This is a genomic window from Halorarius litoreus, assembly GCF_024362405.1.
Lineage (GTDB): Archaea > Halobacteriota > Halobacteria > Halobacteriales > Haloarculaceae > Halorarius > Halorarius litoreus.
This window is the reverse complement of the sequence record NZ_CP101454.1, coordinates 736,002-757,122: the sequence shown is the minus strand read 5'-3', so window position 1 is coordinate 757,122 and position 21,121 is coordinate 736,002. Positions and strand designations below refer to the sequence as shown.

20 protein-coding genes are annotated in these 21,121 nt (G+C 64.0%); 10 read left to right on the top strand and 10 right to left on the bottom strand.

The window, feature by feature from the left end:
- The first annotated feature begins 5 nt into the window (after positions 1-5).
- The gene (locus NL126_RS03895; RefSeq protein WP_255197604.1) at positions 6-1,640 is read left to right on the top strand and encodes a class I adenylate-forming enzyme family protein; all 1,635 of its coding nucleotides are present in this window, start codon (positions 6-8) and stop codon (positions 1,638-1,640) included.
- A gap of 64 nt (positions 1,641-1,704) precedes the next feature.
- Positions 1,705-2,880 (top strand): acyl-CoA dehydrogenase family protein, encoded by a 1,176-nt coding sequence (locus tag NL126_RS03890; protein ID WP_255197603.1) that lies wholly within the window; start codon positions 1,705-1,707, stop codon positions 2,878-2,880.
- Positions 2,881-2,893: 13 nt separating this feature from the next.
- On the opposite strand, the gene NL126_RS03885 is transcribed toward NL126_RS03890, so the two are convergent.
- The 3 genes from NL126_RS03885 to NL126_RS03875 all read right to left on the bottom strand — a co-directional run bounded on the left by NL126_RS03885 (position 2,894) and on the right by NL126_RS03875 (position 6,108).
- On the bottom strand, positions 2,894-4,552 hold the full coding sequence (locus NL126_RS03885; RefSeq protein WP_255197602.1) for an FAD-dependent oxidoreductase: 1,659 nt from the start codon (positions 4,550-4,552) through the stop codon (positions 2,894-2,896).
- 2 nt (positions 4,553-4,554) lie between these two features.
- Entirely contained in the window at positions 4,555-5,715 is a 1,161-nt protein-coding gene (locus NL126_RS03880) for a lipoate--protein ligase family protein (protein ID WP_255197601.1), read from the bottom strand.
- Between the two features lie 78 nt (positions 5,716-5,793).
- Positions 5,794-6,108: an EthD family reductase gene (locus NL126_RS03875; protein ID WP_255197600.1), complete on the bottom strand. Its 315-nt coding sequence runs from the start codon at positions 6,106-6,108 to the stop codon at positions 5,794-5,796.
- A 105-nt stretch (positions 6,109-6,213) separates the two neighbouring features.
- On the opposite strand from NL126_RS03875, the gene NL126_RS03870 reads away from it, so the two are divergent.
- Positions 6,214-7,242 carry an LLM class flavin-dependent oxidoreductase gene (locus NL126_RS03870; protein ID WP_255197599.1) on the top strand — a complete coding sequence of 343 codons (1,029 nt, stop codon included), beginning with the start codon at positions 6,214-6,216 and terminating at the stop codon, positions 7,240-7,242.
- A 39-nt stretch (positions 7,243-7,281) separates the two neighbouring features.
- On the opposite strand, the gene NL126_RS03865 is transcribed toward NL126_RS03870, so the two are convergent.
- Complete coding sequence (locus NL126_RS03865) at positions 7,282-7,695, bottom strand: acyl-CoA thioesterase (RefSeq protein WP_255197598.1); 414 nt, start codon at positions 7,693-7,695, stop codon at positions 7,282-7,284.
- Between the two features lie 200 nt (positions 7,696-7,895).
- On the opposite strand from NL126_RS03865, the gene NL126_RS03860 reads away from it, so the two are divergent.
- Genes NL126_RS03860 through NL126_RS03850 form a run of 3 tightly spaced genes read left to right on the top strand, consistent with a single transcriptional unit; the run spans position 7,896 to position 10,648 of the window.
- On the top strand, positions 7,896-9,149 hold the full coding sequence (locus NL126_RS03860; protein WP_255197597.1) for an amino acid ABC transporter substrate-binding protein: 1,254 nt from the start codon (positions 7,896-7,898) through the stop codon (positions 9,147-9,149).
- Between the two features lie 57 nt (positions 9,150-9,206).
- A complete protein-coding gene (locus NL126_RS03855; protein WP_255197596.1) occupies positions 9,207-9,917 on the top strand; it encodes an ABC transporter ATP-binding protein in 711 nt (236 codons plus the stop codon).
- Complete coding sequence (locus NL126_RS03850; RefSeq protein WP_255197595.1) at positions 9,914-10,648, top strand: ABC transporter ATP-binding protein; 735 nt, start codon at positions 9,914-9,916, stop codon at positions 10,646-10,648. The genes NL126_RS03855 and NL126_RS03850 overlap by 4 nt, the downstream gene beginning before the upstream one ends.
- Positions 10,649-10,737: 89 nt before the next feature.
- Here NL126_RS03850 and NL126_RS03845 read toward each other — a convergent pair whose 3' ends face one another.
- Together NL126_RS03845 and NL126_RS03840 are read right to left on the bottom strand one after the other, a co-directional pair.
- Positions 10,738-11,718, bottom strand: coding sequence for a branched-chain amino acid ABC transporter permease (locus NL126_RS03845; protein WP_255197594.1), 981 nt, complete (start codon positions 11,716-11,718; stop codon positions 10,738-10,740).
- Positions 11,718-12,614 carry a branched-chain amino acid ABC transporter permease gene (locus NL126_RS03840; RefSeq protein WP_255197593.1) on the bottom strand — a complete coding sequence of 299 codons (897 nt, stop codon included), beginning with the start codon at positions 12,612-12,614 and terminating at the stop codon, positions 11,718-11,720. The genes NL126_RS03845 and NL126_RS03840 overlap by 1 nt, the downstream gene beginning before the upstream one ends.
- A 139-nt stretch (positions 12,615-12,753) precedes the next feature.
- Here NL126_RS03840 and NL126_RS03835 point away from each other — a divergent pair, with 139 nt between their 5' ends.
- From NL126_RS03835 to NL126_RS03825, 3 genes are all read left to right on the top strand, one after another.
- Positions 12,754-13,986 carry a cytochrome P450 gene (locus NL126_RS03835; RefSeq protein ID WP_255197592.1) on the top strand — a complete coding sequence of 411 codons (1,233 nt, stop codon included), beginning with the start codon at positions 12,754-12,756 and terminating at the stop codon, positions 13,984-13,986.
- A gap of 111 nt (positions 13,987-14,097) precedes the next feature.
- Positions 14,098-14,856 (top strand): SDR family NAD(P)-dependent oxidoreductase, encoded by a 759-nt coding sequence (locus NL126_RS03830; RefSeq protein ID WP_255197591.1) that lies wholly within the window; start codon positions 14,098-14,100, stop codon positions 14,854-14,856.
- 101 nt (positions 14,857-14,957) lie between these two features.
- Positions 14,958-15,896 carry an amidohydrolase family protein gene (locus NL126_RS03825; protein ID WP_255197590.1) on the top strand — a complete coding sequence of 313 codons (939 nt, stop codon included), beginning with the start codon at positions 14,958-14,960 and terminating at the stop codon, positions 15,894-15,896.
- A gap of 9 nt (positions 15,897-15,905) precedes the next feature.
- Here NL126_RS03825 and NL126_RS03820 read toward each other — a convergent pair whose 3' ends face one another.
- Genes NL126_RS03820 through NL126_RS03805 form a run of 4 tightly spaced genes read right to left on the bottom strand, consistent with a single transcriptional unit; the run spans position 15,906 to position 19,413 of the window.
- Positions 15,906-16,643, bottom strand: coding sequence for an ABC transporter ATP-binding protein (locus NL126_RS03820; protein ID WP_255197589.1), 738 nt, complete (start codon positions 16,641-16,643; stop codon positions 15,906-15,908).
- Positions 16,640-17,425, bottom strand: coding sequence for an ABC transporter ATP-binding protein (locus NL126_RS03815; protein WP_255197588.1), 786 nt, complete (start codon positions 17,423-17,425; stop codon positions 16,640-16,642). Before NL126_RS03815 ends, NL126_RS03820 begins: the two co-directional genes overlap by 4 nt.
- Complete coding sequence (locus tag NL126_RS03810) at positions 17,422-18,552, bottom strand: branched-chain amino acid ABC transporter permease (protein ID WP_255197587.1); 1,131 nt, start codon at positions 18,550-18,552, stop codon at positions 17,422-17,424. The genes NL126_RS03815 and NL126_RS03810 overlap by 4 nt, the downstream gene beginning before the upstream one ends.
- A complete protein-coding gene (locus NL126_RS03805) occupies positions 18,553-19,413 on the bottom strand; it encodes a branched-chain amino acid ABC transporter permease (RefSeq protein ID WP_255197586.1) in 861 nt (286 codons plus the stop codon).
- Between the two features lie 270 nt (positions 19,414-19,683).
- Here NL126_RS03805 and NL126_RS03800 point away from each other — a divergent pair, with 270 nt between their 5' ends.
- Positions 19,684-21,108 (top strand): ABC transporter substrate-binding protein, encoded by a 1,425-nt coding sequence (locus NL126_RS03800; protein WP_255197585.1) that lies wholly within the window; start codon positions 19,684-19,686, stop codon positions 21,106-21,108.
- The last annotated feature ends 13 nt before the right edge of the window (positions 21,109-21,121 follow it).

Below are 21,121 nucleotides of genomic sequence, written 5' to 3'. Positions count from 1 at the left end.
CCCTCATGACAGAGTTCAACTTCGACCTCGGCCTCGACGACACGGAGGCGTTCGTCCGGCAGACCCGCTCCTTTACGCTCGGCGACCAGCTCCGCAAGTCCGCGCGGATGTACCCCGACCGCCTCGCCGTCGACGACGGCTCGACGGCGCTCACCTACGCCGAACTCGATGCCCGCTCGGACCGCCTCGCGAACGCGCTGCGCGACCGGGGGTACGTCCCCGGCGAGTCGACCGTCGCCGTCCTCTCGGAGAACCGTGGGGAGACGGTCACGCTCGCGTACGCCTGTGCGAAGCTCGGCTGTCTGCTGGCGACGCTGAACTGGCGGCTCGAACGCGAGGAGCTCGTCCACTGTGCGGACCTCGTGACCGCCGACGTACTGTTCGTCTCCGAGCGCTTCACCGAACAGGCCGACTGGGCCGTCGCCGACGGCGAGGCGACGCCCGAACTCGTCGGCTACGACGGTGACGGCGACGTCGCCTACGACGCGCTCGTCGACGCGGGGGCGGCGACCGACCCCCTGCCCGACGACCGGGTCGACCCCGAACAGGGCTTCGCCGTCCTCAACACCTCGGGAACCACCGGGCTACCCAAAGGCGTCGTCGTCAGTCACCGCGCCATCCTGAGCCGCGTGGTGCAGATCACCATCGACTACGGGCTCGAACGCGGCGACAACTACCCGGCGTGGGGACCGATGTTTCACCCCGCGGGTGTCACCTGGATCGGGCTCACTGCCGTCCACTGCGGGACGTTCTACCCCATCGACGGCTTCGCCCCCGAGCGCATCACCGACGTCGTGCTCGATTCCGACCGTCCGATCAGCTGGCTGTTCCTCGTGCCCGGCGTCGTCGAACGCCTCGCCGACCACGTCGAGGAGCGGGGGCTCGGTCCCGACGACTTCCCCGAGATTCGGACCATGGGCGCGCTCCCGGACATGATCGAACCCGAGCGCATCAAGCGCATCACCGAACTGTTCGACGCGCCGTTCCAGAACACCTACGGCGCCGCCGAGGACGGTCACGCCGCCTCCGGGAGCAAGATCCCGGTCGGTGTCGCACCCGACAAGGAGACGCTCCGGAAACATGAGACGTCGCTCATCGACGTGAAGTTCATCGACGAGCGCTGGAACGACAGCGACGCCGAGGAGGCCGAGATGGCCGTGCGTGGGCCGTCGCTGTGTAGCGGCTACATCCGCAACCCCGAGGCGAACGGCGAGGACTTCCGCGACGGGTGGTTCCGGACGGGCGACGTGTTCGAGCGCCACGGCGACGGCACCTACTCGTTCGTCAGCCGCCGGAAGTACCTCATCAAACCCGGTGGAGAGAACGTCTATCCCGCGGAGCTCGAGGAGATCCTCATCACCCACGACGCCGTCGAGGAGGTCGTCGTCGTGCGCGCCGACGACCCGGACTGGGGGGAGGTGCCCCGTGCGATCGTCGGTGTTCACGACGTCGCGGACCCCGACGAACTCCGAGCTGAGCTGCTGGCGCTCGTCGAGGCCGAACTCGCGCGGTACAAGCTCCCGCACTACATCAAGTTCGTCGACGCCGACGAGTTCGGCCGGTCGGCGACGGGGAAGATCGTTCGAGCGGAGATCGAGGAGTGGCCCATCGACGACGACGAGCGCGTTCGGGAGGTCTGAACCGACTTCCAGCGCCGCCGGCCACGCCAACGATTAATACTCCGCCCACCGACGTCCGGGTACGATGGAGTTCGGCCTGAGCAAGGAGCACGAGATGATGCAGAGTGCGGTTCGAGATATCACCGCGGAGTACGACAAGGCCTACTGGCAGGACGTCCACGAGAAGCGGCGCCCGCCCGAAGAAATCTTCGAGGACCTCGCCGAGGGGGGCTGGTTCGGTGCGCCCCTCCCCGAGGAGTACGGTGGGCAGGGGCTCGACCTACTCGACACGGTCGTCATCCTGGAGGCGCTGTGTGAGGGCCACGCCTGGGAGACGACGTTCCGCTTCACGATGAGCACCGTCTTCGGGGGCATCAGCCTCGTCGAGAACGGCACCGAGGCACAGAAGGAGACATACATCCCCGGCATCGCCCACGGCGAGGACGTGTGGGCGCTGGGGATGACCGAGCCCGACGCGGGGCTGAACTCCTCGCGCATCTCCACGTTCGCCGAGAAGGACGGCGACGAGTACGTCATCGACGGCCGCAAGCAGTGGATCTCGGGGATGGAGTTCGCCGACCACCTCCTGCTCGTCGCCCGCACGACGCCGTTCGACGAGGTGGACCGCAAGTTCGACGGCATCACGATGTTCATCGTCGACCCCGAGGCCGACGGCATCGAGTACAGCGAGATTCCCCTCGACATCTACTACACGGAGCCGACGTACGACCTGTTCATCGAGGACCTGCGCGTCGACGAGGACCAAGTGCTCGGCGAGGTCGGCAACGGGATGTACCAGATCTTCGGGATGCTGAACGTCGAGCGCATTACCGCGGCGCTCTCTGGGTGGGGTGCCGGCAAGGAGGCGCTCGACACCGCAGTCCAGTACGCCAAGGACCGCGAGGTCTGGTCGGAGCCCATCGGCGCCCATCAGGCGATCCAGCACCCGCTGGCCGAAGCGCACGCGAAGCTGGAGTCGTCACGCACGGACCTCCGCAAGGCCGCCTGGCAGTACGACAACCAGGTCGGCGACGTGGGTGAAGTCTCCAACATCGCGAACTACCTCGCCTGCAAGGCCGCCTGGGAGGCGTGCGAGGCGGCGATGTCGACGCTCGGTGGGATGTCCGCGAGCTCGGAGATGGGCGTCTCCGCCGCGTGGGGCGTCGCCCGCCACCAGCGCACGGGCCCCGTCTCCGAGGAGATGATCCTCAACCACATCGGCCAGCACTCGCTCGGGCTGCCGCGGTCGTACAACGAGTAGACGGCGACCCCGATTATTTCTCGGCCATCTCCAGCCCGGCGAGATAGCCGTAGGTCAACGAGCGGGCGTTCTGCAGGCCGCTCTGGTAGCCGACGCCCCACTCGACCGGGGCCATGACCGACCCGGTCGCGTACAGCCCGTCGATGGCCTCGTCGTTCCAGTTCTCGACGCGGCCCGCGCGGTCGGTCACCAGCCCCGTGTTGCTCATGCTCGAGAGCCCGACGTACAGCCGCACCGCGTAGTACGGCGGCTCGGTCAGCGGCCCCATGTTCGGGTTGGGTTCGTGGTCCGGGTCGCCGCACCAGACGTGCGCCCAGTCGTTCTCTCCACGGCCGAAGTCGGGGTCGGCCCCATCGCGAGCGAACCCGTTGAACCGCTCGACGGTCGCTTCGAGCGACTCTGGAGGAACGTCGAGTTGGGCCGCGAGGTCGGCCAGCGTCTCGGCCGAGCCCGCGAGGAACTCGTCGGGGTAGTCCGCGCCGGGGCGGTAGTTCCCGATGCCGTACGTCTGCCGGTAGGTCTCGTCGAACACCATGTAGAACGGGAACTCCTCGTACTCGCCGGTCGGGTCGTAGAACTCCCCCGCTTGCTTCGGGTAGAACGACTCGTCACAGAAGCGCTCGCCGTCGCTGTTTATCGCCAGCGCGTGCGGGAGCCCGACGTGGTAGCAGTAGCGGTACAGCGGCGCGCCGAGGAACTCCCGGTCCGGGACGGCGACGAAGAAGCCCTTCGCGCCGCCGACGGGCGGGTAGACGCCCAGCTTCGCGCCTTCGAGTGCCGCCATGCGGAGGCCGTCACCGGTCGCGGTGGGAATCGCCGCCGAGACGACGTCCTCGGCTGGGGTTCCCTCGAAGTTCTCGACCATCGCGTCGTTCCAGTCGTACGCGCCGGTGTTGAGCAGGACGCCGTTGCGAGCGCGGATGCGCTCGGTCGCTCCCGACGCGTCGACTTCGACGCCGACGACCCGGTTGCCCTCGGTCAGGAGCCCGGTGACGCCGGCGTCGGTCCGCACCTCGACGTCGTGTGACTCGCTCGCCCGGAGGAAGTAGCCGATGAGCGCCGTCCCCATCGTCACGATGCCGTCGTCGCGGCGCTGCTGAATCACGTCCCAGTCCCAGGCACCGGGCGTGAGCGCCCCGCCCCACTCCAGAATCTCCGTCGTGGTGACACCACCGGGAAGGTGGGGGGAGTCCGGCAATTCGGCCCACGCGGGTATCTCGTCGCGGGCGAGGGGTCGCGGTTCGAGATACCGGCCTTCGTCCTTGGCCCCTGACGAGTGGGAGTGGTAGTCCGGGATTCCGGCGATGACCTGGACGTTCAGGTCGGCGACGTCCTCGAAGTACGTGATGGCCTCGCTGGCGTGTTCGGCTAGCCAGCGGGCCGCTTCGGGGTTCTCGTAGAACGACCCCGCGAGGTCGCAGAGATACTCGACGGCCTGCTCGACGGAGTCGTCGATGCCGCGCGCCTGCATGTGGTGGTTCGCCGGCACCCACAGCTGTGCGCCGGAGAGCCCACTCGACCCGCCGAGTACCGGCGCCTTCTCGAGGACGGTCACCGAGCAGTCGCCTTCGACGGCTGCAGTGATGGCCCCGGCCAGTCCGCCGACGCCCGACCCGACGACGACGACGTCGCGGTCGGCATCGGCGTCGATACTCTCGCCTGTTGGGGGCATACTCAGCGCCCCGCCAGGTGCTCACGAACCGGGACGGTGTTCTCCGCGGCCCGGACGATGGGGTCGGCGACGTGTTCAGGGTCGATACCCGGCGCTTCGTGGTTCGGTCGGTCGAAGACGTCGGCGATGGTCGTCACGAGCGCGTCCTCGTCGGTCGGGTCGAGCCCCGTCAGTTCGTACTCTAGCGTCGAGAGGATGCCCGACCCGGTCGCGGTCGGCTGGGGCCGGACGTACATGTCGCCGGAGATGGTGATGTCGTGAATCAGGCCGTCGTCGTCCCGGACGAGGCTGATGTTGATGAGCTTCCGTGCCTTGTACGCCGCCTCGCCGAACCCGAACTCGGGGTCGACGTTGTGACACATCCGCGTCGAGGAGACCCGGTTGATCCAGGTGTCCGACTCGAAGTAGGGCGCGAGCGTCTCGATGAACGTCTCCTCTTCGGTGGACCACTCCTCCTGCGTGATTTCGGCGTCCTCGCCGATGGTCGCCGCGACGTTCTGTGCGACCAGTTCGTCGATGATGGCCTCCCGGGTCGTCTCGACCCCGAGTTCCTCGAGCACCTCGGAGAGCGGCTGCATCCGGCCGGTGAGCGTGTCGGTGTCCTTGTCCTCGAACTTCTCCGGGGGGACGCTGACGGCGTCGTCGAGGATTCGTCCTTCCGGGGGGAAGTCCCAGATGACCGAGTCCGTCGACACCCAGAGGTCCGAGTGGTGGTACGTCGCGGCCGCCCCGGCCATGACCTTCACCGTCAGGTCGTCTTTGACGATCTCCACGTCGCCGATGGAGTCGTACTCCGCTTCGAGTCCGAACGTCTCCAGTGCCGCGACGTTGGCGTAGCCGCTCCGGTCCGCCTCGGTGACGATGTCGGTGTCCTCCGCACGGTAGTAGAGCATGTAGTTCGGGAAGTCAGGCGTGTGGACGGCCGTCCCCCCTGCGAACGCGTACCGACGCCCCACCGCGAACCCCTCCTCGCGGACGAGGTCGACGTCGAGGCGGGCCGCGTCCTCGTAGGTCCCGAGGTCGAGACACGGCGTCTCCTCGTCCCAGTGCATCACGACGACGGTGGGCTCGAACGTGCCGTCGTACATCTGTTTGGCCATCAACTCGTCCATCGCGGCCCAGTACCCGACGGTCTCCCCGCTCACATCGATACGTCGTACCATACCGAGTAGACACTTTCGCGAGTCGTCATTAAACCTTCGTGCGCTGCCACCGCGGTGCGTTCACGCCCCCGAGACGCACTACTCCTCGTGGAGGACGACCTCCTCGCAGGGGACGTTAATCTGCGGCTCCTCCATCGTGAACTTCGGCCCGTCTTCCAGCATGCGCTGGCCGGCCTCCGACTCGAACGCCTCCTGCATTGCCTGCGGCGAGTCGAAGTACAGCTCCGCGACGCCGTCCCACTCCGTCTCCTCCGGCTGGAGCGGCTCACCGAGCGTGTACTTCTGCAAGCCTGGGAGCTCCCTGACGATCTCGGCGTGCTCGGTCTTCCAGTACTCCAGACACTCCTCGTGAGACATCCCCTCGGCGGCCTTCGCCAGATATACGATTTTCATCGTGACCAGTCGACGTATCGACAGTCCGCATATTAAATGTGTGGTATGTGTTACCTGCACATATCTATTTGTATCAGCACGTTCTGCACTCGGCGGGGACATACTATGGACGTAGGACTCGGGACGTTTACCGCCGACCGGCATCCGGACGACGACCGACCACACAGCGAACTGTACGGCGAGGTGCTCGACCTGGCGCAGGTCGCAGAAGGAAACAACTTCGACTCGGTCTGGGTCTCGGAACACCACTTCACGGAGGGCGGGTACAACCCCTCCGTCACCAGCACGCTGGCGGCGCTCGCTGCCGTGACGGAGGACATCCAGCTCGGCAGTAACGTCGCGCTTGGGCCGATGTACAAACAGCCCGTCCGGCTCGCCGAGGATCTCGCGGTCGTCGACAACATCGCCGACGGCCGCCTGACGTTCGGGGTCGCCAACGGCTATCGGGTCGAGGAGTTCGAGGTGATGGGCGTGCCACTCGAGGAGCGGCCGCTCAGGCTCCACCATCTGGTGAAGATTCTCCGGAAGGCGTGGCGCGACGAGCCGCTGGTCCACGAGGGCCACGAGCGGCTCGACGAGGCGTGGGAGTTCGACGGGATCGATGTCACGCCCAAGCCCGTACAGGAGGGCGGCCCGGACATCGTACTGGGTGGCTTCGCCGAACCCGCCGTCGAACGCGCCGCCCGTATCGGGGACGGCTACTCGGTCGGGGCACTGACCGGCCTGGAGATGGCACAGAACTGCGTCGACGTCTACTGGAACGCCGTCGACGACGCGGGGAAAGCACGGGACGACCAGGAGCTCGTGGTCTGGAACTGCGCGTTCCTCCACGACGAGAAAGACCCCGAGGAGGTCGTCGGGAAACACTGGAAACAGTTCAAAGACCAGTACGGCGACTGGTACTACGAGGCGGGCCAGATCGACGACCCCCGTGCGCTGCACGACGCGTACGACGCCAACGCGATGTTCTACTCGGACCCGGACGAGATGGTCGCGAAGATCGAGGAGTACAAGGACATCTTCGGCGACGACATCCACTTCATCTATCAGGCCGCGTTCCCGAGCCTCGACTACGAGGACTTCAAGTACTCCATCGAACTGTTCGGGCAGGAGGTCATCCCGGAGATCACCTGAGGACCGCCGGAGGAACCGTCCCGCCGGCGGCGATCTCCCTCACGTTTCGGGAGCGTCAGCCGCTATCGACCGCAGCGCCGGGACGAGGTCCTCGGGCACCGGGACGGGCTCCTCGGTCTCCGTGTCGATGAAGACGACCGTGAGTTCGCCGTCGACGACGACCGTCCCGTCCACGGTCCCCGTGAAGGCGTGCGTGACCGAGGTCGACCCGACCGTCGGCGTCAGCGCGATGGTCAGCTCGTCGTCGACGCGAATCGCACCGAGATACTCGATGTCGATGTGGCGCGCCGGTGGGACGACCGGCCCGGTCTCGAACCGGCGGTCCGGAAAGCCGACGCTGGTCCGAAAGTCGGCCAGCGTCCGGATGACGTAATCGATGACGACGGGCGTGTAGATGCGCCCCGAGTAGTCGGTGTCGCCCGCGTAGATGGTCCAGGTGCTCTCGTACGGCATTCAGCGAACAGAGCACGCCATTGTCCAAAGGTATTGTCCTGGCCATCTGTGGCCAGCGGCAGCAGGTAGCTCGGTCGATAGTGCAGATGGTATTCTAATGAGGTGTGTCGACAACTGGCTTTTCAGACCTACTGCGGCCTAGATTGACCCGAAAGTATAACAGTTGTTAACACATTTTTTTGTGCCAGAGGTGGTTGCCAATGGTTGACAGACGAGACTATATCAAAGGTGTAGCGGGAATCAGCACATTAGCCGTTGCGGGGTGCACGAGCCAGAACGGCGGTGGCGATGGTGGCGACGGCGGCGACGGTGGTGATAGCGGCGGTGGCGGCGGCGGGGCGAATCAAGATACGGGTGACGAAATCGTCGTCGGTGCATCGATGTCTCTCAGCGGGAGCTTCTCGACGAACGCCATCCACGTCGGAAACGCCTATCGCCTGTGGGAGAAGCAGGTCAACGAAAACGGGGGCATCGATGGACGCCCGGTTCGGCTCGAGATGCAGGACGACCAGAGCAAGACCGAGAACGCAGTCAAGGCCGTCCAGCGTGTAATCGAACAGGAGGATGCAGACGCGATTCTCGGCCCGTATTCCTCCGGCGTGACCGCCGCCGTGATGGGGGTCGTCGAGGAGTTCGGCGTCCCGATGATCGCCCCGATGGCCAGTAGCCCCTCGATCTTCTCGTCGGACAACGACTGGTCGTTCATGGGCTATCCCATGGCCGGCACGAGCTGGGGGCCGGACGCGGACCTACTCGCCGAGAAGGGCGCGAGCAAGGTTGCCATCCTCCGAACGGACGTCGCAGTCCACGAACTCGAAGCAGAGGGGGCGAAAGAGGAACTCGACGCGAAAGGTATCGAGCACCGGACGTGGACGAACCAGTTCGGTGCCGAAGACCTCTCGACACAGGTCAGCGAGATGGCTGGGTACGACCCCGATTCCATCTACCTGATCACCTATGGTGGGACGACCCTCGCGGCACTTCGCGAACTGATCAACCAGGACGTCGACCCTGACCACATCACGGGCGTCACGACCGGTGGCGAAACGCTGCAAGATACGATCGGCGGAAACATCAACGGAATCTTCGGTCACTCGCCGTGGAGTACCGACCTCGAGACGGAACAGGCGACGAGCCTCATCGACGCCTACGTGAGCGAGTTCGCGATGCAACCGACGTTCCACTTCGCCCTCGGCTACTCGAGTGCACAGGCGTACCAGATGGCAGTCGAAGGGGCCGGCTCGGCCGAGAAAGGTGCCGTCCGTGATTATCTGGCGAACAACGCCATAGAAGGGACCCTGACGGGGACCTTCGAGGTCAACGACCAGCGCCGGCAGGTCGGCTACGACTGGCTAACAACCCAGTGGCAAGGCGGGAAAAAGGAGATCCTGCAACCCGAAGCGAAGGCGACGACCGATGAAATCATCTGGCCGAAACCGAATTGGGGTGTCTGATTCCCTGTGAGCTACAGGGATCGGTGCAGACTATCGGCTGTCTCTCAGTGCTAAGCTATGTCTGCAAAACTTTCGGTCGAAGGGGTGACAAAACGGTACGGAGCACTGACTGCCGTCGATTCGATAGACATAGAGTTCGGCACCACGAAAAAGTACGGACTCATCGGTCCGAACGGAGCGGGCAAGACAACGCTGTTCGACCTCATCTCGGGTGTCCAACGTCCCAACGAAGGAGAAATCATCTACGATGGCACACCGATTACGAACGAGCCACCGCATGTAATCACCGAACGAGGACTTGCCAAAACGTTCCAGGAGGGGGAAGTCTTCGACGACATGACCGTCATCGAAAACCTCCTCGCAGTGTGGTCGGGATCACTTCACGACGGCCTCGAGTACGGTGAGACGCTCCTCGAACAGTTCGAGATGCTGCACGTTCGAGATCTGCCCGCGGGCGACCTGAGCGGCGGCCAGACGAAAGTAATCGGGCTCATTCGAACACTCATGACACAGCCGGAGTTCGTCCTGCTGGACGAAGTGCTGGCAGGTGTCAATCCCACCTTACAGCGCACGATTCTGTCCGACCTCGACGACATGCACGAGGACGGGGTCACGTTCGTGATGATCGAACACGACATCAACGCCATCATGGAGTTCACCGACTACGTCTTCGCGCTGAGCGACGGGCGGCTCATCGCCGAAGGGACGCCGGAGGAAGTCAGAAACGACGAAATCGTCCTCGAGTCGTATCTCGGTGAGTCGGCATGACTGCCCAACGGACGACGACCGAGACGATTCTTCGGCTCGAGGATATTCGTGCTGGCTACGGAAACGCACAGGACATCATCAAAGGCGTCAGTCTGGCGGTCGAGGAAACCGAGATCGTGACGATCATCGGCCCCAACGGCGCTGGAAAAAGCACGCTCCTGAAGACGATCGGTGGGACGCTCGCTCCTCGTGCTGGCCAGTTCTACTACCGTGGCGAAGATATAACGGGACGGGAGACCCACGAACTGCTGGAGTTGGGGCTGCTCTATCAGGCACAAGGGCGGAACGTCTTTCCGGACATGACGGTTCGTGAGAACCTACTCATGGGTGGCTACACACTCCAGCAATCCGAGTTAGACGACGCAATCGACCGAGTGCTCACCCATTTTCCGCAACTGCAGGAACGCCTGAAAGTCGAGGCGAAGATGCTGAGTGGCGGTGAACAGCAGATGCTTGAGATGGGCATGGGTCTGATGGTCGACCCCGACTTACTCTTACTCGACGAACCCTCGGCGGGGCTCGCACCGGCAGTTCAGTCCGACATCTTCGACAAGATCGAGGAGCTCAACCGAAACGGTGCCTCGTTCCTGATGATCGAGCAGAACGCCCGTCAGGCGCTCTCGATTTCCGACCGTGGCTACGTCCTCGCGCTCGGAGAAATCGAACTCGAAGACGACGCCGAGGCGCTGCTCGAAAACCCCCGAATCCGGGAGCTGTATCTCGGTGGGTAGGTGTTGTCCTCGTCGACCGATTCGACCGTTCGTCGTGGTCGATCATCCCACCGTTCCCCACTCGTCCGTACTGCTACCTCGCGTCGCTGTCAGGTCCTGAACCGGTCGATGAGTCGCTGGACGCGTGGGGAGCTCGTGACCTCGTAGAGCCCGCCCGGACTGAACAGGACGACGATGATGAGGAACGTCCCGAGTGCGACCTGGAACACTTCGGGGGCGTTGAGTACCAGCACCTCCGAGAGCAGTCCGAAGACGAACGCCCCGACGAGCGGCCCGGCGATCGTGCCGATGCCACCGATGATGGTCATCACGGTCATCTCGAGAGTAAAGCGCAGGTCGAAGACGACGCTCGGGTCGATGTACGAGATGGTGAACCCGTAGAGGCCACCAGCGATCGCCGGGAAGAACGCGCTGACGGCGAAGGCAAACAGTTTCGTTCTGGTCGTGTGGATGCCCATCGACTCCGCCACACGCTCCCGCTCGCGGATGGCGCGCATGTGCAGTCCGATCTTGCTGTTGACGATGAAGGTCGACACTAGGACGGTCACGAGTGCGAGGACCCCGAAGGCGTAGTAGGTGGTCGTAACGCTCGGCCCGGAGAAGACAGTCAGTCCGTGGGTGCCGTTGGTCAGGAATCTCAGGGGGCCTTCAGCGATGAGTTTCACGACTTCGTTGAGAACGAGCATCGCGATCGCGAAGTAGACCCCCTTGATTCGTAGTGATGGGATTCCCACCAGGACAGCGAAGGCCGCGGCGAGGACTCCGGCAGCGAGCAGCGCGAGTATCCAGTGGATGCCGTACCCGTCGAAGAGGATGAACGTCGTGAACGCACCGATACCGATGAAGATGCTGTGCCCGAAGGAGAGATAGCCCGTATAGCCGCTGATGAGGTTCCAGGACTCCGAGAGAACGACGTAGAAATAGGCGATCGAGAACACCGTTATCAGATAGTTGCTGCTGCGTATCGGAATCACCAGCCCCACGAGTACGAGTACGACCCCGAGCGCGAGACGACGTCTGCTGAACGGGTTTCGTTCGGGAATCGGCTCGAAGAGCGATCGCACGCCCATCACTCCCGCCTCCCCGGGCTCCCGAACAGGCCACTTGGTGAGAGCAAGAGGACGAGAAACACCATACTGAGAGAGAGGATGTTCCCCGTCGTGATGTCGAACAGATGGCCGCCGAGGTGGTCGACGCTACTGTACAGGAGTGCCCCCACGAAGGCCCCGAAGAAACTGCCGAGCCCGCCGAGAATCATCACGACGAACGAGTCCAGGACGAACTCGAACCCCATGTTCGGGGTAATCGACCGGAACATCGAGAGGAGAACGCCACTGCTTGCAGCCAGCATACTCGCGAGCACGAACGTCTTCGCGTCGATACTCCTGACGTCGATGCCGACGCGATTCGCCTGCTTCCGGTTCTGTGCAGTCGCCCGAATCGCCCGCCCCAGCTGCGTTCTACTCAGTATCAGATAGACCCCGACGTAGAGCGCGATTGCAAACCCACCGGCTAGCAGCAGCGCCTTGCCGAACCGGAGCCCGAGAACCTCGAAACTCCCGACGAGAAACTCGTAGCTGCGTCTGTTCGGCTCCCACGCGAGGCGTGCGAGGTTGATCAAAATGATGCTCACACCGAAGGTAATCAACAGCGAGTCGTTCTCCAGCGTCTCCCGGTCCATGATCTTGGTGAACAGTCCCTGATACATCAGATACCCCAGGACTCCCATCAGCGCCACGATGGGCACGAACGTCAGGAGGGGGTTGATTCCGGACCACGTGTAGAGCCAAAAGGTCGCATACGCCGCGAGCATGATGAACTCCCCATGTGCAACGTTGACGATTCGCATTACACCGAAGACGAGCGAGAGGCCGACTGCGGCTAACGCCAACAACAACCCCACGAGGATCCCGTTCACCAGTACTTGTAGCGTGACGCTGATATCGACCATGTCGCTAGATACCATGCCACCTCCAACGTATAGTGTTTCCTCCGCCGTTTCCGTGTCCCGGCACGTACCTAGACCACAGCCGCCGTTGTCGTGGTGATATGTGACATGTGTGATAGTAGCAAAGCATTTTATCGACAGTTGCAAATATCACGCTATGGATACCTCGAAGCCAGGCCAGCGTGGTGCATTCGAAATCCCAGACGAGGTGGCCGACGACGACGGACAGTTGAACCCGTATCCGTGGTACGACCAGATGCGGGAGCGTGCCCCGGTTCGGTTCGACGAGGAGCGGAGTGTCTGGGACGTGTTCCGATACGACGACGTCGAGCGCGTAATCTCGGATTACAGCGTGTTCTCCTCCGAAAGCGGAGCGACGAACACCATCGACATGCTGCTCAACGCCAACGAAAAGACGGAGACGACAGACACACTGGCGAGCGTCGACCCGCCGAAGCACACGGAGTTTCGTGGTATCATCGACGACGTGTTCCGCCCGGGCTATCTCAAGCGCTATCAGGAGACGTTCGAGGCAATGGCCGAGGGGTTCGTCGAAGAGGCCGTCACCGGTCAGGACGAGATCGACTTCGTCGAGGACGTCGCCTGGACCTTCCCGGTCACCGTCATCGCCGAGATTCTCGGGGTGCCACCGGAAGACCGCGAGCAGTTCAAGACGTGGTCCGACGAGCTCGTGGCGGCGCCCGACAAACGGACGCCGGAAGCGAAAAAGCGAGCGCATGAGAACCGTGTCGAGGTTCACCAGGAGATGACCGACTACTTCGCAGACATCGTCGCACAGCGCCGCGACGATCCGAAAGACGACCTGATCACGACGATAATCGAAGACGGCGAAGACGTTCTGACCGAACAGGAGATCTACAACTTCGGCCTGTTTCTCTTGCTGGCCGGCAACGTCACGACCCGCCACATCCTGACGAACGCGATCTGGACCTTCGTCGAACAGGACGTCGTCGACGAACTGCAGGACGGCTCGATTCCGATGGACCGCGCCGTCGAGGAGGTGCTTCGCTACCGCACCTCCGTCCACGTCGTCCGCCGACAGACCTCCGAAGCGGTCGAACTGCAAGGGAAGACCATCCCCGAAGGCGACTTCGTGGTCGCTCACCTCGGTGCAGCCAACCGCGACCCTCGCCAGTTCGACGAGCCGGATACGTTCGACCCCACCCGCCAGCCGAACACACATCTCGCCTTCGGCCGTGGCCCCCACACCTGTCTCGGCGCGCCAGTCGCCCGACTCGAAGCGACCATCATGCTCTCCGCGTTCCTCGATGCGGTGGACACCGTCGAGATCGCGACGGACGACCTCGAACCGTTCTACGGCAGCAACGTCTACGGGCTCGAATCCCTGCCGCTCTCGATCTCGACCTGAGCGTGCGTGACATCGCGTTTCTCAGACCTCTCGGACAGACGGTGATCTAGGTCGCGGCCCGGTGGAGGTAACTATAAGCGACTTTAGTTTGACCCAACAGACGAGGGACACATGCTAGTCGAAAACAAGGTAGCAGTTATCACGGGTGGTGCATCGGGAATCGGCGAAGCGACGGCGCTGCGATATGGCGAAGAGGGTGCGCGCGTCGTCGTGGCCGACGTCGACGAGGACGGTGGGCAGGAGACCGTCGACCAGATCGAGGCCGACGGTGGCGAGGCGACGTTCGTCCAGACCGACGTCTCACAGGAGGCCGACGTGAAGGCGATGATCGAGACGGCCGTCAGCGAGTACGGCGGGCTCGACGTGCTGTTCAACAACGCCGGCATCGAGGGGCCGCTCTCGACGTTCGCCGAGTACGAGATGGACGCCTTCGACCAGGTCGTCGCGATAAACCTCCGGGGCGTCTTCCTGGGCATCAAGTACGGCATCCAGGCGATGCTCGCCGACGGCGGCGGCTCGATTATCAGCACCTCCTCCATCGCAGCGGACTCGGGGGTCATGGGTCGCAGCGCCTACAGCGCGACGAAAGCCGGCGTCAACGGCATGACGCGCACGGCGGCGATGGAGTACGCCGAGGACAACATCCGCGTCAACTCCGTGCTGCCGGGCATCGTCGAGACGCCGATGCACCACCGCGCAGCCGAGCAGAAACCCGACCGAGTCACCCGCTTCGAGGTGTCGGAAGCGATGCCCGGGAAGGGACAGCCGGAGCATCTGGCTGATGCCGTCCTGTTCCTTGGCTCCGACCTCTCCGCCCGTATCACCGGCATCACGCTCCCGGTGGACGGCGGCTTCCTCATCAAACCCTGACCGGCCAGCTGTCGCGGGCTCCCTGTTCGTCGTTGCGGCTGTCTGCCCAGTGACCTCACCGCAACGCTTTCAATCGCGTGGCGTCACCGTGTAGCTGACACATGACCCGCATCGTAGACGTCCACTCCCATCTGTGGGCAGAGGATTGGCTTCCGGAGCGGTTCTGGGAGGCGTTCGTCGAGATCGCCGTCCGAGAGAACGAGAAGAAGGGGAAGACGGTCGACCCCGACCGCATCCGTGAATCCTATCTCCCGACGTACTGGGACCCAGACGGAGCCAAGTTGCTCGAACGGATGGACGAGGCCGACATCGACCACCAGAACGTCTTCGGCGTCGACTTCGGCGTGGCGCTCGGGGACCCCGAGACGCCGATTCAGGAGGTCAACCGGACCATCGCGGAGTTCCGCGACGACCACGCCGACCGCATCTCCGCGTTCGCGACCATCGACCCGCGTCGGGCCGACGCGGCCGCGCACATCGAGACGGCGTTCGCCGACCTCGACATGGACGGGCTGAAGCTGCATCCGACGGCGGGATTCTACCACCACGACCAGGAGACCTACCGCCTCCTCGAACTCGCTCGCCAGTACGACGTGCCCGTGTTGACCGACACCGGTCCCATCTTCGCGCCGCTGTACAGCAAGTACTCACACCCGCACAACCTCGACGAGGTACTGAGCGACTTCCCCGACCTCGACATCGTCGCCGCGCACATGTCCTTCGAGTGGTGGCCACAGCTCCACGCCGTCGCTCGCTCGAAGGTCAACGCGCGGCTCCACGTCGACATCTCGGGCTGGCAGGAGCGCTGCAAGGACGACCCCGAGGAGTTCGCGACGGCCGTTCGCAAGCTGATGGACGCCGTCGGCTCCGACCGGATGCACTTCGGGACGGACGACCCGGCGTTCGACCCCGTCCACCCGAAGGAGGAGTGGATCGAGAACGTGCGGTCGCTCGCGGACAGAGAGGAGGGACCGACGTTCACGAACGACGAAATCGAGGGACTGCTCGGGAAGAACAGCGACCGCCTGCTCGGCCTGTAGTCGACGAACTCAGCCGCCGAGATACGTGTCGCGGATGTAGTTGTCGCCTTTCATCTCGCTCGCCGGCCCGGACTTCGCGACCGACCCGTTCTCCAGCAGGTAGATGCGGTCTGCGTGGTTGAGCGCGAACGTCACGTTCTGTTCTGCGAGCAGGATCGTCACACCTCGGTCGAGAATCGGGTCGAGCGCGTCGCTGATGTCGTCGATGATGACGGGCGCGAGCCCCAGCGTCGGCTCGTCGAGGATGAGCAGCTCCGGCGAGCCCATGAGTGCCCGCCCGATGGCCAGCATCTGCTGTTCGCCACCCGACATCGTGCGGGCTTCCTGTGACCGGCGTTCTTCGAGCCGGGGGAAGAGGTCGTAGACGAACTCCAGCATCTCGTCGACGGTGTCGCGGCTGCGGTAGCCACCCATCGTGAGGTTCTCCTCGACGCTCATGAACGCGAAGAGGTCGCGCTTCTCGGTGGTGTAGATCAGCCCGTCGTCGACGAGCGTCGACTGGTCGACGCTGTTGACCTCGGTCCCCTTGAACGAGATGCTCCCGGTGTAGGGGAGGTAGCCGGCCGTCGTGTCCGCGAACGTCGTCTTGCCGGCGCCGTTCGGCCCGATGAGCGAGACGATTTCGCCCTCGTTGATGGTGAGGTCGACGTCGCGAAGCGCCCTGACCTTCCCGTACGAGACCGACAGGTCGGTCGCCTCGACGATGGTGTCCGTCGTCGCTCGCGTCGGGGCGGTCTGCTCGCTCATCGCTCCGACCTCCCGAGGTACGCTTCCTGCACCGTCGGATCGTTCCTGATCTCCTCGGGCGTGCCGTCGGCGATACGCTCGCCGAAGTTGATGACGATGGCCCGGTCGATGAGGTTGAGCAGCCCACGCATGTTGTGGTCGACCACGATGAGGGTCGTTCCCTCCTGTCGGAGGTTCTCGAACAGCTCCGAGAGGCCCGCGACCTCCTTGCCCGAGAGGCCGGCGAACGGCTCGTCGACGAGCAGGATCTCTGGGTCCGTCGCGATTGCGCGGGCGATCTCGAGCCGGATCATCCCGGCGTGGGGCAGTTCGTCGGGCATCTTGTACATGTCGTCACCGAGCCCGACGCGTTCGCAGATCGCCGCGGCCTCGGAGCTCTTCCGGCCGAACAGCCCCGAGAGCGTGAACAGGTCGTCGTCGACGTTCGCCAGCTCCACGTTCTCCAGGACGTTTCGGTCGGGCAGCGGCCGGAACGTCTGGAACGTCCGTGCCATACCCTTCCGGACCATCTCGTACGCCGGCTTCCCGGTGACGTCCTCGCCGCGCAGCCGAACCGTCCCGCCCGTGGGGTCGTACGTCCCGAAGATGCAGTTGAACGTCGTCGACTTCCCGGCGCCGTTCGGCCCGATGAAGCCGAGAATCTCCTGCTTTTCGACCTCGAACGAGAGGTTGTCGACTGCCGTCAGCCCGCCGAAGCGCTTCACCAGGCCGTCGACCTCCAGAATCGTCTCGGCGTCCGCCGAGACGTCCGCGACGGTCGTCGCCTGTGAATCGGTACTCATCGGTCCCTCCCGTTGATTCGGTCGATCATGTCGTCGTATGTCTCGCGGTAGTTCTCCAGTACACTGTCGAGCGGTGGGCGGCCGCCGTCGGCGACGGCCTGCGGGTCGCCACCGTTGGCGTACTGCACGATCCGCCTGCCGCTGCGCGTCGCCCACGGGAGGACGCCCTCACGCAGGTACATCAGGAGCGCCAGCATCAGGAGGAAGAACAGCACCTCGTCGACCCGGGTGATCGGCACGTCGAGCACTGGGACGGCGTACTCCAGCCCCTCGAACCAGTTGGTGACCCAGAAGAAGAAGAAGCCGCCGAACGTCGCGCCCGTGATGGTGCCGAAGCCGCCGAAGATGGCGGCGATGAGCACCTCGATCATGACGACGAGCCCGAGCAGTTGCGTCGGCGACGGGCTCCCGGCGGGGGTGTGGACGAACACCGCCCCGGCGAGCCCACCGAGCGCGGCGCTCAGCGTGAACGCGTAGATCTTGAACTTGTCGGGGTTGATCCCCGCGCTCGACACCGCGTCCTCGCTCTCCTTGATGGCCGTGAAGATCTTCCCGGTGTCCGACCGGGTGATCACGAAGGTGAGCAGGAAGATGAAGACGAACAACCCGAACGCGAGGTAGTAGTTCACCTCGGCGGTCGCCGCGAAGCTGTCCATCTCGATGAGGTTCGCCGGGTCGGGGAGCCCCCGCGAGCCCCCGGTCTCCTCACGGAACAACTGGAACATCCGAAGCAGGATGAGCGGCGGGAGCAGGGTGAACAGCGCGAGGTAGTGCCCGTCGATGCGGAGCGCCGGCAGTCCGATGAGGAGCCCTGCCAGCCCTGCGACGACGATCCCGACGACGATTCCGAACACCGGGTCGATCCCGTAGTTGAGGTTCAGTATCGCCGTGCTGTACCCGCCGAGTGCGAAGAACAGTGTGTGACCGAAACTGACCATCCCGGTGTACCCCGAGACGAAGTCCCAGCTGATGACGAAACAGACGAAGAAGAACGCCGCCGACATCGTGAGTATGTCGAGCGTGCTGAGCTGGGACGGCAACACCGCGAGCCCGACGAACGCCAGGAGGCCGAGCCAGTAGCGGATCGGCACCTGCTTGAGCCGGCCGACGGAGAGTGCGCTACTCATCTACTCCTCCCCCGGGCGGCCGAAGAGCCCGTGTGGTCGAATCATGATCACGATGAACATCACGACCAGCGAGATGATGCCGGTCATGCGCGCGTCGATCATCGACGTGGTGATGGTCTCGAGCGAGCCGATGATGTAGGCGCCGACGACGCTCCCCTTGATGGAGCCCATCCCGCCGAGGATGACGATGGCGAACGCGAGCAACAGCGGGTCGAGCCCCATGTCGTACGACACCGACTGCGACATGCCGAAGAACAGCCCGGCCAGCCCGGCCAGCCCGCCGGCGATGGCGTAGGTGTACGTCGTCGTCCGTTCCGTGTTGACACCGACGAGGGTCGACCCGCGTTTGGTCATGCTCAGCCCCTGGATGCCGCGGCCGATCCAGCTCCGGTTGGTGAACACGATGAGCCCGAGGATGAGCGCCCACGAGAACACGAACAGGAACGCCGAGTTGTTCTGGATGGCGATCCCCGCGACCTCTGTCTGCCCGGGGAAGAGGTCGGGGATGACCTTCGAACTCGTCCCCTCGACGAACAGGAAGATGTTCTCTGTCAGCAGCAGTATGACGAGCGTGATGATGACGATGAAGATCTCGTCTTCGATGCGTTTGACGAATATCTTGTAGATGCCCACGCTGAAGAGTGCTGGAACGATGATGGCGAAGACCAACCCGATCCAGATGCTCAGGTCGAATATCGATACCGTGTAGAACGCTGCGAACCCACCGAGGATAATCGCTGCACCATGAGCAACGTTCAGAATATCACCGACGCCGAATATCATCGTGAACCCGATTGCGACGAGGGCATACAGCGCACTTAGAGTGAGGGCACTGATGACGATATTGGTGAGCTGTACCATGTTCCTGTCGTGCCCCCCCGCGTATTTAATACTTGTTGTCAACCGCAGGATAGCGCCCCGACTTGGAGTGCCCACCCAGTGGGAGCGGCCCGCCGAAACGTGATACAGAAACGACACGGTTCTCCGGGAGAGACGTGACAATCTTCTGTTGACGCCGCCGACGGTCATCGAGCGGGAACTCGCGTTGCGACGGAGTCACCACTGATTTCTCGTCTGCCTGGACGTACGCACCTCAAATTTTATATGGGGTGGATTCTGTATCAGAAGTGTATGACAGACTCTGGCAGAGGCAAGGCCGAAGACAACAGCAACTCCGCGGCTCGAGGCCGGTTCAATCGCCGGAACTTCTTGGCGGCAACGGGCACCAGTGGACTTGCCCTGGTCGCAGGGTGTACCGGTGGCGGCGATGGCGGCGATGGCGGCGATGGCGGCGGTGGCGGTGGCGGTGGTGGCGATGGCGGCGACGGTGGTGGCGGTGGCGATGGCGGCGACGGCGGCGGTGGCACGACCGGTGAGCCGAACATCGACGGGCCGATAAAGGTCGGTGCGCTGGCGCCGCTCCCCGGGAACTTCGCCGGCGGTACCGCGATGCAGCAGGCGGCCGAACTGGCCGTCCAACAGGTCAACGCCGATGGGGGGGTGCTCGGTGCCGACGTCGAGGTCGTCGTCAAGGACACGGCGCTCGACCCGGCGACGGCGCGGAAGGTGTACCGCGAGCTGATGCTCGAAGAGGAGGTCGACGCGACCATCGGCCTCTTCGGCAGCGAGCCGGGGCTGGCGGTGTTCGACGAGATGCCGCAGTTCGGCAAGGTCCACGTCGCCGGCGGTGTCTCGACGACGGAGATCAACGACCGCATCAACGATAACTACGAGGACAACAAGACGTGGTTCCGCGCGATGCCCAACTCCTACTACTTCGGCCTCAACCTCGGCATGCACGCCCAGGACAAGTTCGAGGAGTGGGGGTTCCAGAAGATCGGGCTGGCGATCGAGAACATCACGGGGTTCCAGGAGATCTGGCAGACGGCCGTCGACAACCTGCCGGACTCGGTGGAGGTCGCGTTCACCGAGCAGTTCTCCTCGGACACCAACGACTTCTCGCCTATCCTCGACAAGGGTGAGTCGGAGGACATCGACCTGATGTACTCGTTCCTCTCGCAGGGCGGTATCGGGCTCGAACTCCAGTGGGCGAAGCGGAAGCCGAACTACTCGCTGGGCGGAGCGGACATCTTCTCCGCCATCCCGACGCAGTGGGAGAACACGGACGGCGCCGTCGAGTACGTCTGGTCGTACATCCCGGGCAGCGGTCCCGGCTTCGAGATCAACGAGACCACCGAGGCGTTCATCCAGGCCCACCGCGACGAGTACGGCGGCCCGCCGCCGCACTCGCAGGCGTACACGATGTACGACGCGGCCCAGTCGCTGTTCAACGGTATCGAGGCGGCGGGGTCGCTCGACACCGACGACCTCGTGGTGGCGATCGAGGACGACCTCGACTTCGAGGGCGTGACCGGCCAGATCAACTACCAGGACAAGGGCGAGGAGTACGTCCACGACCCGCACTACGGGCCGGAAGGCGTCCAGCCGCCCGTGATGCAGTGGCAGGAGGTCGACGGCGAACCGCGGCAGGTCGGCCTCTGGCCCGACCGCGTCGACCACGGCGACTACGTCTCGCCGCCCTGGATCGACAACTGAGAACCGCGCGTCG

What these genes read in the sequence shown, in the direction of transcription:
- NL126_RS03875 (WP_255197600.1), bottom strand. Translation starts at nt 6,108, where the DNA reads ATGAAAATCGTATATCTGGCGAAGGCCGCCGAGGGGATGTCTCACGAG.
- NL126_RS03815 (WP_255197588.1), bottom strand. Translation starts at nt 17,425, where the DNA reads ATGAGTACCGATTCACAGGCGACGACCGTCGCGGACGTCTCGGCGGAC.
- NL126_RS03825 (WP_255197590.1), top strand. Translation starts at nt 14,958, where the DNA reads ATGACCCGCATCGTAGACGTCCACTCCCATCTGTGGGCAGAGGATTGG.
- NL126_RS03835 (WP_255197592.1), top strand. Translation starts at nt 12,754, where the DNA reads ATGGATACCTCGAAGCCAGGCCAGCGTGGTGCATTCGAAATCCCAGAC.
- NL126_RS03810 (WP_255197587.1), bottom strand. Translation starts at nt 18,552, where the DNA reads ATGAGTAGCGCACTCTCCGTCGGCCGGCTCAAGCAGGTGCCGATCCGC.
- NL126_RS03860 (WP_255197597.1), top strand. Translation starts at nt 7,896, where the DNA reads ATGGTTGACAGACGAGACTATATCAAAGGTGTAGCGGGAATCAGCACA.
- NL126_RS03840 (WP_255197593.1), bottom strand. Translation starts at nt 12,614, where the DNA reads ATGGTATCTAGCGACATGGTCGATATCAGCGTCACGCTACAAGTACTG.
- NL126_RS03870 (WP_255197599.1), top strand. Translation starts at nt 6,214, where the DNA reads ATGGACGTAGGACTCGGGACGTTTACCGCCGACCGGCATCCGGACGAC.
- NL126_RS03830 (WP_255197591.1), top strand. Translation starts at nt 14,098, where the DNA reads ATGCTAGTCGAAAACAAGGTAGCAGTTATCACGGGTGGTGCATCGGGA.
- NL126_RS03880 (WP_255197601.1), bottom strand. Translation starts at nt 5,715, where the DNA reads ATGGTACGACGTATCGATGTGAGCGGGGAGACCGTCGGGTACTGGGCC.
- NL126_RS03890 (WP_255197603.1), top strand. Translation starts at nt 1,705, where the DNA reads ATGGAGTTCGGCCTGAGCAAGGAGCACGAGATGATGCAGAGTGCGGTT.
- NL126_RS03885 (WP_255197602.1), bottom strand. Translation starts at nt 4,552, where the DNA reads ATGCCCCCAACAGGCGAGAGTATCGACGCCGATGCCGACCGCGACGTC.
- NL126_RS03895 (WP_255197604.1), top strand. Translation starts at nt 6, where the DNA reads ATGACAGAGTTCAACTTCGACCTCGGCCTCGACGACACGGAGGCGTTC.
- NL126_RS03850 (WP_255197595.1), top strand. Translation starts at nt 9,914, where the DNA reads ATGACTGCCCAACGGACGACGACCGAGACGATTCTTCGGCTCGAGGAT.
- NL126_RS03805 (WP_255197586.1), bottom strand. Translation starts at nt 19,413, where the DNA reads ATGGTACAGCTCACCAATATCGTCATCAGTGCCCTCACTCTAAGTGCG.
- NL126_RS03855 (WP_255197596.1), top strand. Translation starts at nt 9,207, where the DNA reads ATGTCTGCAAAACTTTCGGTCGAAGGGGTGACAAAACGGTACGGAGCA.
- NL126_RS03800 (WP_255197585.1), top strand. Translation starts at nt 19,684, where the DNA reads ATGACAGACTCTGGCAGAGGCAAGGCCGAAGACAACAGCAACTCCGCG.
- NL126_RS03845 (WP_255197594.1), bottom strand. Translation starts at nt 11,718, where the DNA reads ATGGGCGTGCGATCGCTCTTCGAGCCGATTCCCGAACGAAACCCGTTC.
- NL126_RS03820 (WP_255197589.1), bottom strand. Translation starts at nt 16,643, where the DNA reads ATGAGCGAGCAGACCGCCCCGACGCGAGCGACGACGGACACCATCGTC.
- NL126_RS03865 (WP_255197598.1), bottom strand. Translation starts at nt 7,695, where the DNA reads ATGCCGTACGAGAGCACCTGGACCATCTACGCGGGCGACACCGACTAC.